Genomic DNA, 17,247 nt, shown 5'->3' on the forward strand with positions numbered 1-17,247 from the left:
TTTTATATCCTCATTTTATGGTTTTTATATCGTCATTGTATTACAGGCAGTGCATTGTAAAGAGACTTCAATTGTTGTTTTTTTTGAGAAAAGACCTGCACTGTTTCTTGCTGACGAAAGCGCTTTTTCAGGAGTGTTGTTCTCTTCGCTTAAGTGGGCAAGAATGATTTTTTCAACATCTCCGTCTGTTTTTTGAATGAATTCAGACGCAGAAGTGTTTGACAGGTGACCGCGTTTTATGTCTCTTATCCTCTCTTTTAAAAATTGTGGATATGGCCCTGTCTCAAGCATATGCGGGCAGTGGTTACTTTCAAGAATTACCCCATCACAGCATCTTAATGCAGATGCCATCTTCTCTGAAATCTGGCCGGTATCTGTACAAAATCCGAGCTTTGAGCCGTTCTCAGATATTATAAATCCACAGGGATCGCATGCGTCATGATATGTTGAAAAAGGTTCGCTTAGAAAACCTGCGACTTCAAAAACCTCCCCTTTTTTGCATACACACATCTTAATCTCTTTATCTGACGTTCTTTTCTCTTCAAACTGCCATAATGTTCCCTGAGTTGCAAAAATCGGAACATCGAGCTTTCTTGCAAGAACATCAAGACCTTTTATGTGATCAGTGTGTTCATGCGTAACTAAAATTCCTGAGATAAGGTCGGGATTTCCACCGGCAATCTCCAGTCTCTTCAAAGTTTCTTTTCCACTCAGACCTGCGTCAATTAAAAGAGCACCACTGTCGCCCTCTATATATGTGCAGTTTCCCTTGCTTCCGCTTGCAAGGACTGTTACTTTCATTGCAGATATGTTAGGCTTTTATAAGTAAATGTATTTACTCTCTGCCGGAGGCGGGCTTTATTAAAATATAAGTAAAAGATGATTTAATACCGGCTGATAAGAGTTTAATTCATGAAAGAAATCAGATGAAATTAATTAAACCACTACCGGATTTTCGTTTAGAAACGTAATTAAAAGAATTATTTTTTTCCGTATTTCTCAATTGCAACAAGTATAGGCGCAATTGTTCCTGAATGAATGCACCTTCTGATATATTTTGCAAGTCTTTTGTTGTATCTTATATGTGCCATCTGAAATCCGACTAAAAAGCCAAAGCACAATGTCACAATTGCAAGAAAAACAATTCCTATAAGATCAGTCATTTTACCAAGCCTCCCCCAATAAATTATTAGGAAATCTCCTCCATTTCCATAATAAACGGTTCAAATGAGTCGTCGTCACGGCATTTTTCTGCGGCTGTCATGAAGCGCTTTCTAAAGTAAAAATTCATAACAGTATAGCCTGAAACAATACCGATTATCGAGCAGAAAAGAACAATTACCACTCCAAGCAGCACATCAAGCATAAATTCCCCTGTCTTTTAATATGGCATTTGTTTATAAAAACCTTTTCATAATACATGAATTGCGAAATTTAAAGCAATAATCAAAAAAATGACAGCAATAAAACTAAAATATGACTGCCTGCAAAATAACGGCAATAGATTATATATCCGGTTAAGCAAATAGGATATTATAAAAAAAATGTTCATAATTTATATGCTGATGCACTATTTCATATAGTTATCAAATTTCAATGGAATATTTTTATTTAAACAGCATCTTTGAGTTTTTAAAATTTTTGTTAAACAGTATGAATCCTGATAAACCAAAAGTTCTCATTGTTGAGGATGAAGCTGTTCTTGCAATGTCTGTGCGGGAGCTTATGATAAGATATGGCTGTGATGTCTTAGGTACAGCCTCTAATTACAATGATGCCGTAAAAATTGCAGGCGAAAAATCTCCTGATCTGGTTTTGATGGATATAAGAATAAACGGAACACGTGACGGAATTGAAACCGCATCGGCAATAAAAGAAATCTGCAACGCTTCTGTAATTTTTGTAACAGCATATAGTGATTCTGCAACAATTGACCGTTGCAAAAAGATAAATCCTTCTGGATATCTTGTCAAGCCTTTTCATGAGAATGAACTTAAAAGTGCTGTTATGGGTGCAATAAGCAGGCGCTAATAAAAAGAGGGCCGGAAATCCCTGAGTTTTTATTATAATAAAGCTGTGACTGCTATGAAATTTAGGATTCCAAAAATAAGTTTTTCATCATTTTAGTATGAAAACGCTCATCATGCGGTTTTTTTCATGAATGCCCGGGTTCAATCCCTTTACCAAAGAAACGCTCTGTTGGAACGTCTTTGAAGAACACAGGATGAAGATAAAGCCGCCTGTCAATGAATGCCAGACCGTTAATAACAAGTGATTTTACAATCTGACCATGAGTGACAATGTGTGATTTTGTTTTAGGAATAAGTTCGTCGATGAGCTCACCGATTTCAAGCTTGTCATAAGCACCGGCAACAAGACCATAATGAGCAAGTGATGTGTTTGAACCCTCTATGAATCCATCTATTGAAGGCATATTATACGTTATTTCCTCAAAGTACAAAGATCTTGCGGTCGAAATTTAAAAATATGGTTTGAAATGGTGCGGATGGTGAGAGTATATTGTTTAAATCGATTTTAATTTACATTATTGATTGTACACATAAGAATCGAAATGTGCACAACCGGATAATTATTTGCCTGTAAAAATTCGAAAAAACTAAAAATGTTAGTTATCGGTTTTCTCATCATTATAGGGAGTAAATCCACAATTTTTAAAGATTGCTTTTCCACCGTTACTGGATGAGACATATTCGACAAATTCCTTTGCGGAGTCAGGGTTTTTGGAGAAGGATAATGATCCTATTGGAATTATTTTAATCAGATTGTCTTTTTCAGGAATATATACTATATCCATTTTTTCAGGGTTGTAGAGATCCTCCCATATAATTGCGGCGTCTGCATTTTCAAGAACGATATCTGTTACAATTTCGTTGACAGTTGCTCTTTCCACAACAACATTTGGCAGAATTTTATCTTTAACGCCATTTTTTTCAAATATTTTTTTTGCAATTATTCCAAGAGCCATACTGTCAGGTTCACCCATTGAAACTCTGACTCCTGCTTTTCCCATGTCCTCAAGAGAGTTTATGCCTGCCGGATTTCCTTTTGGAGTTGCAATGACAGGCACGTGATATGCAACAAGAGCCTCATCTAAGATGTAGCCTTTCTCTTTTGCCACTTCAAAGTCAGTTGTTGCACCGGGCATGTAGATATCGCCTTTTTGGGAAAGTTCCATCTGAGCCAAAAGCTGTCCTGAGCCTGCATAATTGTATGTTACAGGAATGCCTGTTTTTTCTGTAAAGCCCTTTCCTATATCTTCCATTGGCTTTTTCATCCCTGCACCGCAGTAGATAATTAATTCTTCATTTTCAGAGACTATGCCGTTTTCATTTGTTGTTTTACCTGTATTGCCGTCCTCTGCAACACATCCGCATAAAAAGACTGCAAATAACAGAATTAATAGTAATGAGAGATAACCACCAGTTTTCATAAAATGTATGTTTAACTATCTCTATTATTGAGGTTTTATATTTTATGTGATGAATATATCATTATATTAACTAAGTATAGTTAACACCATCTCTGGGAAAATTCAGGCAACAGGGAAATTATGCATGAAGTTTTTTTTGTTATTGGTATCTGATGTTTTTGCAAACTTTAATTCTGTTTTGGCTCAAAAGAATCTACAGGTTTATATGTTAAAAGAGCTGGATGTCAGGAATTGGGTTGCCAAACGGAGAAGTGGATTTTCAGATGTATCTGACAGTGTCTCTGAAATAATCAATAATGTCAGGGAAAATGGTGATTCTGCGCTTTTTGAATATGCAAAAAAGTTTGATAACGTTGAGCTTTCAGAACTTCGTGTAACAGAAGATGAGATAGAGGATTCTTATGAAAATGTTGACATGAGGCTTGTTGAAAGTTTAATAGAGGCAGAGGCCAGAATAACAGAATTTCATGAATATCAGAAGAAAGATGATCTATGGCTTAGAAATGTTGCCTTTGGCCTTACTCTGGGTGTAAAGACAACACCTCTTTTCAGGGTTGGATGCTATATCCCAGGCGGGCGTGCATCTTATCCTTCAACTGCACTAATGACTGTAATTCCTGCAAGAGTTGCAGGTGTTTCTGAAATATGTGCATGCACACCTCCGCCTGTAAACCCTTTGACACTTGTAGGCTTTGATATTGCAGGAGTTTCTGAAATATACAAAACAGGAGGAGCACAGGCAGTTGCCGCAATGGCGCTTGGAACAGAATCAGTAAAGCCGGTTGATAAAATTGTAGGCCCGGGCAATGTATTTGTTACAGCAGCCAAGATGATGCTTCGTGAATACGCAGAGATTGACTTTCCGGCAGGCCCGTCTGAGATTGGAATAATTGCTGATTCATCCGCAAATCCTGCCTTTATTGCCGCTGATATTTTAGCGCAGGCAGAACATGATCCAAACGCCGCATGTGTACTTGTTACCACCAAAAAGAGTCTTGCAGAAAAGGTGTCTGAAGAGGTAAAAAAACAGTTTGAAAAAGCGCCAAGAAAGGAAATTATACAAAAAGCACTTTTAAACTCAGGTTTTATTATCTGCGATACATTAGAGGATGCAATCTCTGTAACTGATGAAATCGCACCGGAACATTTGTCAATTCAGGTATATGACTCTCTTTATGTCTTAAACAAGGTAAAAAACGCAGGGTCGATATTTGTCGGGCCGTATGCGCCGGTTGCATGCGGCGATTATGCCTCAGGTACAAATCATGTTCTTCCAACAGCCGGATACTCAAAAGTTTACTCCGGCCTTAATGTGAGCCATTTTACAAAGACATCTACCGTTCAGATAATTGACAGAGACGGACTTGAAGAGATTGGAGATATTGTTGAGACTCTTGCCGAAGCCGAGGGTCTTTTTGCACATGCAGAATCGGTCAGAATCAGAAGAAGATAACGATAATAAGATGCCGGTAATAAGCTAATGGTAATAAAATAACCATAATGAGCTAGCGGGAATAAAATTACAATTAACAAAAGGACAAGAGAAGCAATCACAAAATCAAAAAATCACAAAAAAAAACAATTTTTTAGGTTTATTTTCTTCAGATTAGAAAAATTATTCAGATTAGAAAAATATAAATTAATTTATTAGAAGAGATAATCATCCCGTTTATTTCCCGTACCAAGAGCTTTTCCAATCTCCTGTTCTTCTATCGGGGTAGCAGGAATATTTGAAATATCGTTTGAAATATCAGAAATGTCTGAAACATCAGAGTAATCTTTCTCTTCTTTTACAGTTTTTTCTTCCATTTCTTCTATCACTATTTCTTCTTTTACAGAAGTTTCAGTTTTATTTTCAGTTGTATTATCAGATTTAAAATCATCTTTTTCTTCAAAAACCTCATCATAGTCATTATCCTGATAATCATCATATCCTGCTGATTTTTCATATGATGTGTTTTCATAAGAGTCATAATCAGTGTCTGAATTGTAAACGCCGGTTAAAACTCCCCTTACCTTTCCTTTATCCTGGATGTCAAGAATTACTGATCCAAGCTCGCAGAGAATCCGCTGGGATTCTCTTCCCCATTTAATTATGGTTTTTTCCTGCAAAAGTCCGGCATTTAAATTTTCATTTTTGCCTTTGAGAAGGATTGCAGTCACTTTTGGGCCTGCAACAAATGAAATTAAAATAAAAATCAGACCTGCAAGCGAGACTAAAAGTCCTCCGTAAAGCTGATTTCCAAGAGCCTGATTAATTTTGAAGAACAGGGATGTTGTCGGGCTGTAAATTCCAAAAAGGCCTGCCAGAAATACAAGTGCTCCAAAAGCAAAAAGAATTTTGTTTCCTGTTCTCTTCTCATAGATTTCAAGACCGCGAATGTCCTCAATTTTTATCTCCTGTGTCAGAGACGGCCTGTTCATCTTTGATGCCGCTTTTGTAAGGCCGTAAAATATAAGGCGCTTTGAGGTGACCGCGATATGTAGCGAGGCTTTTTGCGGTTTAAGCATCTCAAAACCTCTGTATTCCTTAATTATGGTCTCATCGGCAGACAGTTTGATATAATCTGAAACAGATGGCATTGTTAAAAGTTACTTGTTTCAAAGAAGTATAAATTGTTCTAAAATGTAAATCTGGAATATATTGTGAAAAATCAAATCTGATTTGTTATGAAAGTCAAAATTCCTGATAAAATTTCATCACTTTTTTGTGTGATTAAAAAAGCTCATCATGTGCGTTTAACATGAAAGTCAGATTCCAGAAAGATTTTCATTCCTTTTGTGTGATAAAAAACGCATTCATCATGAGGGTTTGACATGAAAGTCAGATTCCAGAAAGATTTTCATTCCTTTTGTGTGATAAAAAACGCATTCATCATGAGGGTTTGACATGAAAGTCAAAGTTTCAGAAAACACTCCTGATATAATTTTGGAAATAATCCTTATCTCTCTGGTATTTTCAAAATAATTGTTATTTACATGAAAATTAATTTCTAATTTACATGAAAGTGTTTTCATGAAAAAAATTATCATGAATGTTTTCTAAGAATTGAAAGAGTATCTGAAATTCTCTCATCCAAATCAGAAGTATCCATAAAATATCTGACCATGCAGACATTTTTTGCACCGGCATTAAGGACAGATTGGATATTTTCCTTATTTATACCGCCGATTGCAACAACCGGAATATCCCCTGCAATTGCCAAAACATCTTTTATTTTTTCAGTACCTGTAACAGGGTCAGGCTTTTTTTTAGTTGGTGTCTTAAAAATTGGGCCAAATCCGATATAGTCCGGGTTTTGTTTCACTGCATCTTTGACCTGTTCTATGTTATGTGTCGAAAGACCAAATTCACAAACTTTTCCTTTGCATATTTTTTTTGCATCAGATAGGCATACATCATCCTGCCCCAGATGCAGACAGTCCGCGCCGGACAAAAATGCAAGATCTGCACGATCATTCATGACAAATTTTGTATCTGTGCCTCTTGTTACAGAGATTATTTCAGCGGCCGCTTTTAGAATTTCTCTGTCTGACAAATCTTTTTCACGAAGCTGAAGATATTTTATTTTGTATTTGACAGCCGTTTTTGCAATCTCTTTATATGGTAAAGAAGGGTTTGTGATTATAAGATAAAGTCCAAAATTATTTTTTGTCATTAAGCTCCTCAATAATTAATTTAGCCGCCTTTTCGCCTGAAAGAAGCATGCCCCCAAATATAGGACCCATTCGTGGCGAGCCTGAAACTCCGTTGGCGGCCATTCCGCAGACATAAAGACCGGGGAATATCTCTTTTGTATTTTCAACAGTTTCAGCCTCACCTTTGTCTGCATCCATGGAACGCTCTCCCAATACTTTTCCTGAAGGTGTATTGAGTTTTATGTTGTTTTTGTTTGCAACCGTTTCTGCAATCTCACAGGGATGGCCTGTTGCATCAACAACAATTTTTGATCTGACTGAAAGAGGGTCTACATGAAGCCCTTCTCTTACAACTGATCCCCAGTTTACAACAACTCCTGCTACCTGATTGTTTTTGAAGACCACATCTTCAACGCTCATTCCATTATGTATAACCACTCCTGCCTTTGAAGCGTGATAAATAAGAGCAGATGTTGCAAGAACACTATCGCATGTAACAAGTCCTTCATAGTCATTGTTTTCATAACTTTGGTATTTTATTTCAAGTTCATCTAAGATTCTGACAGCATCTGTCTGGATTGCAACTGATGAAAAAAGCATAGCGCCGCCCCACATTCCGCCTCCAGGTGCAAGTTTGCTCTCAAACATTGAAACCTTAAATCCCGCCTGTGCAATTCTTAGTGCGGCAATAAGTCCTGAAGGTCCTGTTCCTGCAATTGCAACGTCAATAGAAAGATTTTCCCTTAGTCTGTAAAACCAGGAATCTGTGATTGCTTTTGTTGTGTTTAACTCCATTTTAAGTAATCCTCCCGAAACCGGGTGGATAATGCTTACTGGCAAATCAGGAAAAATAAATCCCTACGCCGGCATTACCCGGATCAGGTTAATGGGTATAATCTCAGCCGTTTTCATCTGAAATAATTCAGATTTAACAGCACCCCGTTATAGTTTCAGTCTTCATAATATATTGAATCTGCGAAGGAAAAAGTGTCAGGTAGAAATGAAAAAAGAAAACAGAAAAAAGAAAACAGAAAAAAAACAGGAAACAGGAAAAAATTAAGAAATTAAGCAAAATTAAAAAAATTAACCAAAAAATAAAAAAAACGTTAATGAAACTAAGGTTTCATGCAACAGTTTCATGTAAATCACAAAGTGATTTTTATAGCAAAGTGATTTTTATAGCAAAATAAGATATATTTACAAAAACCAAAAAATAAAAAAACAGCTTGTATTTTATTATTCAGCTTTGATTATTAATTTAGAATCTGTCTCATATACCAATCATTAATTCAGGATGATTGTAGGGGTAATAAGGGGGTTCTGTTGGTTTTTTCTGTATTTCAATCGATTTTATTGCATCGCCTAAGTTACTTAGATTAGATATCACTATTTTGTAGTCTGATATTGTGTATAAATTATCGTCCATAAAAATCGAGCGTTTAACAGAATCTGAAGGGTACCAGTACCTGTCGGAATCAAATCCCTCATGTTTGACCTTTCCCTTAATTGTGAAGGAATAATCAGAATTTATGCCCAAAACATAAACGCCGTTCCATCTTCCCCTTGAATATGAGTTTTCATAACGACTGTCTTCTACAGGAATTTTTGTTATTTCATCTACAGGCAAAACGAGTATATTTTTTTCATAGTCAAACAAAAACGCCTTGTGATCTGATAAAACTTCAGAGTCTGTTCCAGCTTCTCCAATAATTAACTCATCATTAAGAACAGGATTGTTTAAATCAGTCACATCAAAGAGGGCAATTTTTAATCCTTCTGTTGTAACTCCGCCCCACTTGTTTTCCGATGTTGATTTTCCAATACCTATTATGTGGTTTTCATCGTAAGGATGCAGATAATCAGAGTATCCCGGAATCTTTAATTCACCTAAAATTCCCGGCTGTTTCGGGTTTGAAAGATCGATAACAAAGAACGGATCAATCTGCTTGAAAGTTACAAGATAGAGGAGACTGCCTGTGAATCTTGCAGAGTAAATCTTCTCATCAGGTGCGATGTGCTCAAGTCTTCCGATGATGTTTAAAGAATCGTCAAGCACATAAACGCAGTTGTACATGTAATATTCATTGGCTGAATAACTGTTGATTGTCGTTGCAACCCTTAAATTTTTGTTGTATTCATCAAGCGACCACTGATTCAAAAGACTTCCCGGAACTGTTCCTGTAGCTTTATATTTTATATCTCCTCTGTCTATTGAAAAGCGGTGTATAACGGTATTTTGCCTTTCATTATCAGATGATATTTCACTATCTTTTGTTATTGAATATCTGTTGTTTGAAGGGAGGTATCTTTCATATGCCATGAAGATGTTGTCCTTTGATACATAGAGGGTGTTATCTCTTCCTGTCAGAAATGCCTCTGATTGTAAATCGTCGTCAGAATTGATATTAAAGGATGTCACTGTATGAAGAACAAAGTTGTATTCGTAAACAGGCGGACACCAGATTTCAGGCTTTGAAATAACATCTCCGTTTTGCCTGACAACCGGCATTATTACGTCACTGTCGCTTGAAACTGAGTTTTTTGAGATTGCATAAATATAATTGTCAATCATCCTGGAGTCCTCATAAAAGCCGGGGAGTTTTAGCGTTCTTATAAGTTCAGGATTTTTCCTGTCGGAGATGTCATACACCTTTGCATAAGTAATCTGAATTGTTACCGGAACCGGTGCTGAACTAATTTCAGGTGTTGTCCATTCGTCTTCATAGCCTGTGGAAAAAACTACAAGTCTGTTATTGTATAAAAAAAGTGCTGAAGTGCTGTATCCCTCTATTTTATCTTCGAAGATAATTTCTGCCTCTTCTGCCGGGTATGCATCGATAATCATCAGATTATTGCCTTTTACCATGTATATGTATTTTCCATCATTTTTAACAAAATCTGCCTCATCAACGCCTTTCACCTGTATATTTGTCTCTGAGTAGTCAGATGCAGAAGATGCAGAGGTCGGTACCGCTGTCGGCATCGGCATTTGAGGCATCTGCCCTGTCAGACCTGTTTCCGGCGAGAATATATTCTCCCGATCTGCAGATTTACTCATTCCAAGGCCGAAGACCAAATCCATTGCTTCATCTACAACAGAATATTCGTAGGTTTTTTGATGTGCTTTGAGAAAACTTTTCAGTTCATCACCGGACGTTATCTTTATTATCCCGTCAGGCTGTTTTTGTTCATCAAAAAAACCTGTCATAATAGTGTATGCAAATATTCCTAAAACTACAATACATCCTGCCGCAATAAGAAAAATAAGTATATTTATGCCGTCAAATTTCATTTTACCACATCCTGAATAATTTATTCCCTGCGTTAGTTTGACCTTAGTATAACCTTAGTATAACCTTAGTATAACCTTAGTATGACCTTAGTATAACCTTAGTATAACCTTAGTATAACCTTAGTATGACCAGTATAATCTTAGTTTAAACTCCTGTTAACAGCAGGCTGTTATAAATTATCAAATGGTTGTTTTTTGTTCTGAATGATTATAATGACTGCTTTAACTGCGGAATTTTTTGAAGTTATAAAAAACAATGAATATAAGAAGAATGGGAAAAAAGGAATGAAAAATAAGAATGAAAAATAAGAATGAAAAATAAGAATGAAAAATAAGAATGAAAAATAAGAATGAAAAATAAGAATGAAAAATAAGAATGAAAAATAAGAATGAAAAATAAGAATGAAAAATAAGAATGAAAAATAAGAATGAAAAATAAGAATGAAAAATAAGAATGAAAAATAAGAATGAAAAATAAGAATGAAAAATAAGAATGAAAAATAAGAATGAAAAAGAAATCGTAGTAATTAGACTGAATAAAAGAAAAAAGTAAAGAATTTTTCCTGAATATTAAATCAGGCTCCTTGATATGCCCTAAAATTGACCCTGAAGAAATTTAAAATCTCTTTTTTTCCAGCTAAAAAATTGGAAAAGGTGCAGGTATGAAAAAGAGTGAAACAAACAGGCAAATGAATATGATATATGGAAGTATCATTGCAATAACTGCACGTCCTGTTGATATTTCATGAAGTTCTCTTATTGCAATCGTCTGCAAAACAAGTGCCCATACTGTTGTTATTATTCCGATTATCGGAATCCAGCCCAGAATGAGTGTTGGTACAGATGAATATGAAACAGATTTCAGTGTTTCAAAAAGACCGTTTTTGCCCTCGACAATTATTACAAAAACGTGAATGAATAAGGTGTTTAAGAAAACATCTGCAATAACAAGTCCATAAATTATTAGAATCCAAAGATATGGTTTTGCAAAGTTTAGAAATTCATAAGAGTAGAATATATCCAGATTACAGAATATAACGATGCTTAAAAGTACTGAATAAAATATTCCCGTTGAAAAAATAAATACAAGAACGTCTGAAATTTTCCGGTTGCGAATTTCACGAAGTGTTTTAACAGGTCTTTTAATAATTCCCATGACATCGGAAGAAATGTATGAAAAACTTATTTTTCCTGCCTCAAAAAAATCCATATGAATCTGCATAATTATCTTTTTCAGGACTATATATTACATCAGTTTTAAATCGGAAATTCTGACCTGGAGCGTTTACCTGATTGCATTATCATTCAATAGTTATCATTGAAATGTGATTTGTTATGAAAGTCTAAAATCCCTGATAGACTTTCATCAATTTTTGTGTGATGAAAAAAGCTCATCATGTGCGTTTCACATGAAAGTTACTTCGTAACTTACATGAAACCGTGCATGAAATAGAATTTCATGGACGTTTTTTTAAAGAATAAATTTTCAGGGCGATTTTTCCGGAAAAAACAGAGATTTTAGTATTTCTTCTAAATATTATTCACTATTGAAGCAGTCCAGAGTTGTCATGTCTTTTTTGGAGCTTTCAGAAGAATTAACCTTTTCAGAGTTTTCCTCATATGAATCTGACTTAAAAACAAAACCATCCATTCTTTTTCCCCATAAAAGTTCACCCCTTTCAGCCGGTTTTAAATCTTCTGAAATCTCATGGAGTGTTGCGCTGATATTGTCTGCGAAATGAACAATCCATGCTTCAGGTGTCTGAGGCCTTGTTTCACCATGTTCACCGTGATGTGACTGAATAATATGTAAAAGTTCAAGATAGGTGCCTTCGTCAACAAATGCTCTATATCTCGAAAGTGTCTGCATGGCAGGAGTAATATGTCCTAATAGTGAGTATGATGGATTTGGTGCATAATAAAGACCTTTTTTATCAAAGGACTGGCATTTGCCAATATCATGCAAAATTGCGCCTGCAATTAAAATATCATAATTTAAATTTATACCTGCAAGGTTTCTTCCAATCGAAAGTGAAATCTCTGCAACTTCCAGGGTGTGTTCACAAAGACCTCCTGTATAGTCATGGTGCCTTGACTTTGCCGCAGGTTTTTCAAAAAAGCCTTCTGATTTTTTAATTACTGTCTGTAAAAGATCTTTTAACCCCCGGTTCTTTACCGATTCACAAAGCTTTAAAATTTTATCCCGGTTTTCCTTAATATTGGCAGGAGAATAGATGTAATCAGAAGGTGTAATTTTTTTTATGTCAACCGGATTTTTCAGGTATTCTATCCCGTCATTTACATTGATATTTAAGTCGTTGTTGTATTTGTCAGCCTTTCCTGATATTCTGAATATCTGCCCTTCGTTTTCTGCAAGTGCATTAAAGACCTCTTCTATGTCACATGCTCCTGAATTATACTGCCCCCAGATTTTGCACGATATTTTTCCGGTATTGTCTGAGATACTGCATGCAATGTATTTATTGTTCTTTCCTGTCCTAAGTGTCGGATTTTCAATTAAAAAAGCTGAATCAACAGCCATCTTTGGGATTATAGAGTTTACATATATTTTTTTTATCAATCCACACACCCCTTTCTGATTAGGTTTGATTTCATTTTTCTTTTCATCTGCTATGAAAATTGGGATTTTACTTACATGATTTTTTTTTGATTTATGTTGTTTTTTTAGTTGATTCAGATACAGTTTATGATTATCTGGTTGTTTTATCATTTCTTTTTTGATTAAATCTTATTTTCAACAGATTTAAAAGCATTCCTATGCCATCCCGGCTTTTTACATGCGATTCATCTGTGTCATTCCATTTGATTGGAACTTCCTCTACCAAAAACCCCCTCTTTAGAAGAAGATGCAAAACCTCGACATCAAATTCAAAACCATAAGATGTTATATCCGGCAAAACAGCATCAACTGCATTTTTTCTGAATACTTTTGCGCCACATTGCGTATCATAAAATTTCAGCCCAAAGAGCAGTCTGACATATATGTTAAAAAGTCTGCTTTGAAAGAGTCTTGCAAAAGGTTGCTTTTTTTTGATTTCAGCCCCTTTGAGCCATCTTGAACCTATTACACAATCATAATTCAAAAGATATGAAAAAAGACGGTTTATTTCTGAAACCGGAGTAGAACCGTCAGCGTCTGTAAACCCGACATAATCTGTATCGCATGCTTTTATACCTTCAATGATTCCGCCTCCCTTTCCAAGGCGGCTTTGAAAGTCAATAATTTTTATTTTCAGAAAATCCTCTTTTTCTGCGAAGTTCTTAACTATCTCTGCTGTTTTATCACTGCCATCACATACAAAAATTAAAGGTCCACTGTATGATTTAATTTCTGAGAGAAATGACCTGATTCTTCTCTCTTCATTGTAGGCCGGCACTATTAAAGTGCAGTTTTCGCCGGATATTTTGTTCATTTAAAGTTTCGCTAATCGTTTTATTGTCATCTTTTAACAGCCGAGTTTTTCAAGAACAATGTCTGCAAAACCTTCAGCCGCTGTCGGATGATTTGCAGTTATTATATTATTGTCTGAGACCACCGGAACTTTTACAATATTTGCGCCACCCTGCTTTAGAAGTTCAACTGATGCAGGTGTCTCAAAAACAGTAGCCTGTTTATCTTTTAGAATTCCTGCTCTTGCAAGAACAACAGGAGCAAGACATATTGCGCCAACAACCTTGTCCTTCTCATAAAACTGTTTTACAAGCTCTACTAAGGGTTCTTCTTTCCATAAAAAGTCGCTTGCACCAAGTCCGCCGACAATTACAATTCCATCGTAATTTTCTTCTGATGCATCTGAAATTAAAAGCGAAGCTTCCTGTTCACCACCAACCATTCCTTCGCATATACCTGTTTTTGTCGATGCAACATCAAATGAGACTCCGGCATTTAGAAATGCTTTTGCCGGAATTTCAAACTCTTCTTCCCTGTACCTTTTTGGGGCAATAACCATCAGAATTTTCAATTTTTTCACCTTCTAATATTTAAGACTGTACAACTTTTTAAGGTTGTACTTATTTTTAGGTTGTTCTTTTTAATGTTGGAATTTTTAAATTTTAATTTGGAAGTGTTCTTTTAAGAATTGTATATTTTTAATTGTAAATAGTGGATTCTATTAATACCTGAAATTATGATGAATTATTCAATTATTTTTCATCAATAAAAACGTCCATGATAATTTTTTTCATGCACGATTTCATGTAAGTTACGAAGTAACTTTCATGTAAAAGTCAAAATAAAAAGTTAAAATATCAACCAATATATCAGGCATCAGTATCAGAGTTAATTTGTCAGTTTTCACTGGTGTTTTTCCAGATGTTCTCTAAGTTTTGTTCCCGGCCTGTATCTGTCGGCAATATCCATTGCAACTTTTCTAAGCTCAACGTGATCAATTCTGCATGTTTCCGGGATATCCTCTTTTCTTAGAATCTGCGATGTGTTCTCTGTAATTTGTATAAGTTCGGTTGCGATAACTGAGTTTAGCCATAAGAGATCTGAAAACATCTCTTTTAATTCCTCATCCATAAAGGACATTTGAAAATAAAGAAGATAATCTTTTTGTTAATTTAAAAACTGCTCCCCTGAGCCAAAAATCAAAAAAACAACTGAATGTATATTTATTCTCCAAGCCAAAAATATTTACAGACATGACATATCCTGAAGAATTGTCCAGACTTGGGAGAGGAGCAAATCCATACTTTGGCCTGATGGGAATAGATGCGGAAAGCTTCGGCGATGGTTCTGCTGTTTTGTCAATGGAAGTTCGCCCTGACATGCTTAATGGTGCCGGATGGCTTCAGGGCGGAGTTTATGTCTCCTTAATTGACGAGGCAATGGCGCTTGCAATTTACACTATATTAAAAGAAGACGAGGGAATTGCAACAATCTCTGAAAATACAAACTTCTACAAAGGCGTACGTGAAGGAAAAATATATGCAAAAGCGCGTGTTGTCCGGCGCGGCAGGAGGATAATTTTTGCTGAAGGATTTTGTTTCTTTGAAAACGATGAAAAAAACATTCTTGCCAAAACAACCGCATCATTCGCGGCACTTTGATATTAAAATAAATATCCAAAGCTTTTTTCATCCATTTATTCATCTCATAGTGTGAGATTTTTCTCAGTCAATCAGCCATTTTATTTTCTTTCAAAAACAAATTATTTGGTATATTTATATTTGGAGAGGGTGTTTTGAAATACATAATCGTTACCGGAGGTGTGATGAGTGGTCTTGGAAAAGGGATCACAACCGCATCTATTGGCAGAATACTGAAAAACAGAGGATACAGGGTCACTGCTGTAAAGATAGATCCGTATCTTAACATTGACGCCGGAACAATGAATCCTGCTCAGCACGGAGAAGTTTTTGTATTAAAAGACGGCGGTGAAGCAGATCTCGACCTTGGTAATTACGAGAGATTTTTGGACATCAGCCTAACTTCTGATCACAACATAACAACAGGAAAAGTATACCAGACTGTAATTGACAAGGAAAGGCATGGAGATTATCTTGGAGCAACTGTTCAGATAATTCCCCATATCACTGATCAGATAAAGGAATTTATCAAAACTGCTGCTGAAAATTCAAACGGTGACGGAAAAGCAGAAATTTGTCTTGTTGAGGTCGGAGGAACGGTTGGTGACATCGAAAGCATGCCGTTTTTGGAAGCAATAAGGCAAATGGTTGGAGAGCTTCCTGAAGAAGACATAATACTTGTTCATGTAACCCTTGTTCCTGAAGACAACATGGGAGATCACAAAACAAAGCCCACCCAGCACTCTGTAAAAGTCCTGCGCGAACTTGGTCTTCATCCTGATGCAATTGTCGGAAGAAGCGAGACTGTTATGAGCAGTTCAACAAAGAAGAAAATCTCCGACTTCTGCGGCGTTGCACAAAAGGCTGTTATATCAGCGGCAACTGCAAAAGATATCTACGAAGTTCCTGTTGAGATGGAAAAGGAAGGAATGGCATCTGTAATAAGAGATCTTCTTCATTTGGAGGAGCGTCCTGCTGATAACAAGTGGTACAGAACAGTCTGCCGGGAGTATACAAGACGGGCATCGGTTGCAATCGTTACAAAGTATGGTGTTGAAGATGTTTATATGTCAATCAAAGAGGCTTTGAGGCATGCCGGAAGAAGCCTTTCAACCGAAGTTGACATAAAATGGGTTGATGCCGAAAACTACGAGGATAGCGAGTTATCAGAGGTTGACGGAATTTTAATACCGGGAGGATTTGGGCCGCGTGGAATTGAAGGAAAGATCAATGCCATAAAATACGCCCGTGAGAACAAAATTCCATTCCTTGGATTATGTCTTGGTTTTCAGCTTGCAGTAATTGAATACTGCAGAAGTGTCCTTGGCTGGGAGAATGCAACCTCTGAAGAAATGGGCGAAGGAAAGCATGTAATTGCAATTCTTCCCGAACAGGAGGATGTTGTAGACCTTGGCGGAACAATGAGACTTGGAGACTGCACAATTGACATTAAGCCCGGAACAAGGATTGAGAAACTTTATGGCAAAAATGAGGTTGTTGAACGCCACCGCCACAGGTATGAGGTAAATCCTGAGTATATCCCTGAAATAGAATCTGCAGGACTTATCTTTTCAGGAAAATGCGGGCCGAGAATGGAATCCTGTGAACTTTCAGGAGATGATTTCTTCCTTGCAACACAGTTCCATCCTGAATTTAAGTCTACACCCACACATCCTTCCCCGCCGTATCTTGGATTTGTGGAGGCGTGCGCTAATAAAAGAAAGGGTGAATGAGAGAAAAAATTCAGAAATCAAAAAATTATGAATTAAATGTCAGAATAAAAAAGTCAGAATAAAAAACAGGGAGAATTGAA

17 protein-coding genes, 1 pseudogene and 1 riboswitch are annotated in these 17,247 nt (G+C 36.2%); of the genes and pseudogenes, 4 read left to right on the forward strand and 14 right to left on the reverse strand.

What is annotated here, in order from left to right; all coding sequences use genetic code 11:
- Positions 1-24: 24 nt before the first annotated feature.
- The 3 genes from L1994_RS01480 to L1994_RS01490 form a co-directional block, all read right to left on the reverse strand.
- The gene (locus tag L1994_RS01480; protein ID WP_278099932.1) at positions 25-801 is read right to left on the reverse strand and encodes an MBL fold metallo-hydrolase; all 777 of its coding nucleotides are present in this window, start codon (positions 799-801) and stop codon (positions 25-27) included.
- A gap of 179 nt (positions 802-980) precedes the next feature.
- Positions 981-1,163: a hypothetical protein gene (locus L1994_RS01485; RefSeq protein ID WP_278099933.1), complete on the reverse strand. Its 183-nt coding sequence runs from the start codon at positions 1,161-1,163 to the stop codon at positions 981-983.
- Between the two features lie 26 nt (positions 1,164-1,189).
- Positions 1,190-1,366, reverse strand: coding sequence for a hypothetical protein (locus L1994_RS01490; protein WP_278099934.1), 177 nt, complete (start codon positions 1,364-1,366; stop codon positions 1,190-1,192).
- Positions 1,367-1,653: 287 nt separating this feature from the next.
- Here L1994_RS01490 and L1994_RS01495 point away from each other — a divergent pair, with 287 nt between their 5' ends.
- A complete protein-coding gene (locus L1994_RS01495; protein ID WP_278099935.1) occupies positions 1,654-2,031 on the forward strand; it encodes a response regulator in 378 nt (125 codons plus the stop codon).
- A 130-nt stretch (positions 2,032-2,161) separates the two neighbouring features.
- On the opposite strand, the pseudogene L1994_RS01500 reads toward L1994_RS01495, so the two are convergent.
- Both L1994_RS01500 and modA read right to left on the reverse strand, forming a co-directional pair.
- Positions 2,162-2,434: pseudogene (locus L1994_RS01500) on the reverse strand (DUF4277 domain-containing protein); the annotation flags it as partial.
- A 192-nt stretch (positions 2,435-2,626) separates the two neighbouring features.
- Positions 2,627-3,451, reverse strand: a complete 825-nt coding sequence (gene modA, locus L1994_RS01505; RefSeq protein ID WP_278099936.1) for a molybdate ABC transporter substrate-binding protein — start codon at positions 3,449-3,451, stop codon at positions 2,627-2,629.
- Positions 3,452-3,656: 205 nt separating this feature from the next.
- Between modA and hisD the strand changes: the two genes are divergently transcribed.
- Positions 3,657-4,904 (forward strand): histidinol dehydrogenase, encoded by a 1,248-nt coding sequence (gene hisD / locus L1994_RS01510; protein WP_278100861.1) that lies wholly within the window; start codon positions 3,657-3,659, stop codon positions 4,902-4,904.
- Between the two features lie 194 nt (positions 4,905-5,098).
- Here hisD and L1994_RS01515 read toward each other — a convergent pair whose 3' ends face one another.
- The 9 genes from L1994_RS01515 to L1994_RS01555 all read right to left on the reverse strand — a co-directional run bounded on the left by L1994_RS01515 (position 5,099) and on the right by L1994_RS01555 (position 14,925).
- Positions 5,099-6,034 carry a hypothetical protein gene (locus tag L1994_RS01515; RefSeq protein WP_278099937.1) on the reverse strand — a complete coding sequence of 312 codons (936 nt, stop codon included), beginning with the start codon at positions 6,032-6,034 and terminating at the stop codon, positions 5,099-5,101.
- A 446-nt stretch (positions 6,035-6,480) separates the two neighbouring features.
- Entirely contained in the window at positions 6,481-7,110 is a 630-nt protein-coding gene (thiE, locus tag L1994_RS01520) for a thiamine phosphate synthase (RefSeq protein WP_278099938.1), read from the reverse strand.
- The gene (locus L1994_RS01525; RefSeq protein ID WP_278099939.1) at positions 7,097-7,885 is read right to left on the reverse strand and encodes a sulfide-dependent adenosine diphosphate thiazole synthase; all 789 of its coding nucleotides are present in this window, start codon (positions 7,883-7,885) and stop codon (positions 7,097-7,099) included. The genes thiE and L1994_RS01525 overlap by 14 nt, the downstream gene beginning before the upstream one ends.
- Before the next feature lie 42 nt (positions 7,886-7,927).
- A riboswitch (TPP riboswitch) is annotated at positions 7,928-8,042 on the reverse strand.
- 318 nt (positions 8,043-8,360) lie between these two features.
- Positions 8,361-10,382 (reverse strand): beta-propeller domain-containing protein, encoded by a 2,022-nt coding sequence (locus tag L1994_RS01530; protein ID WP_278099940.1) that lies wholly within the window; start codon positions 10,380-10,382, stop codon positions 8,361-8,363.
- Positions 10,383-11,019: 637 nt separating this feature from the next.
- Positions 11,020-11,592, reverse strand: a complete 573-nt coding sequence (locus tag L1994_RS01535; protein ID WP_278099941.1) for a YIP1 family protein — start codon at positions 11,590-11,592, stop codon at positions 11,020-11,022.
- A 327-nt stretch (positions 11,593-11,919) separates the two neighbouring features.
- Positions 11,920-12,963, reverse strand: a complete 1,044-nt coding sequence (locus L1994_RS01540) for an HD domain-containing protein (RefSeq protein WP_278099942.1) — start codon at positions 12,961-12,963, stop codon at positions 11,920-11,922.
- A 130-nt stretch (positions 12,964-13,093) separates the two neighbouring features.
- The gene (locus L1994_RS01545; protein ID WP_278099943.1) at positions 13,094-13,816 is read right to left on the reverse strand and encodes a glycosyltransferase; all 723 of its coding nucleotides are present in this window, start codon (positions 13,814-13,816) and stop codon (positions 13,094-13,096) included.
- Between the two features lie 33 nt (positions 13,817-13,849).
- Positions 13,850-14,365 (reverse strand): DJ-1/PfpI family protein, encoded by a 516-nt coding sequence (locus L1994_RS01550; RefSeq protein ID WP_278099944.1) that lies wholly within the window; start codon positions 14,363-14,365, stop codon positions 13,850-13,852.
- Between the two features lie 332 nt (positions 14,366-14,697).
- Positions 14,698-14,925, reverse strand: a complete 228-nt coding sequence (locus L1994_RS01555; protein WP_278099945.1) for a hypothetical protein — start codon at positions 14,923-14,925, stop codon at positions 14,698-14,700.
- A gap of 122 nt (positions 14,926-15,047) precedes the next feature.
- Between L1994_RS01555 and L1994_RS01560 the strand changes: the two genes are divergently transcribed.
- The gene (locus L1994_RS01560; protein ID WP_278099946.1) at positions 15,048-15,455 is read left to right on the forward strand and encodes a PaaI family thioesterase; all 408 of its coding nucleotides are present in this window, start codon (positions 15,048-15,050) and stop codon (positions 15,453-15,455) included.
- Positions 15,456-15,589: 134 nt separating this feature from the next.
- Complete coding sequence (pyrG, locus tag L1994_RS01565; protein WP_278099947.1) at positions 15,590-17,167, forward strand: glutamine hydrolyzing CTP synthase; 1,578 nt, start codon at positions 15,590-15,592, stop codon at positions 17,165-17,167.
- The last annotated feature ends 80 nt before the right edge of the window (positions 17,168-17,247 follow it).

It is taken from the genome of Methanomicrobium antiquum (assembly GCF_029633915.1).
Classification (GTDB): domain Archaea; phylum Halobacteriota; class Methanomicrobia; order Methanomicrobiales; family Methanomicrobiaceae; genus Methanomicrobium; species Methanomicrobium antiquum.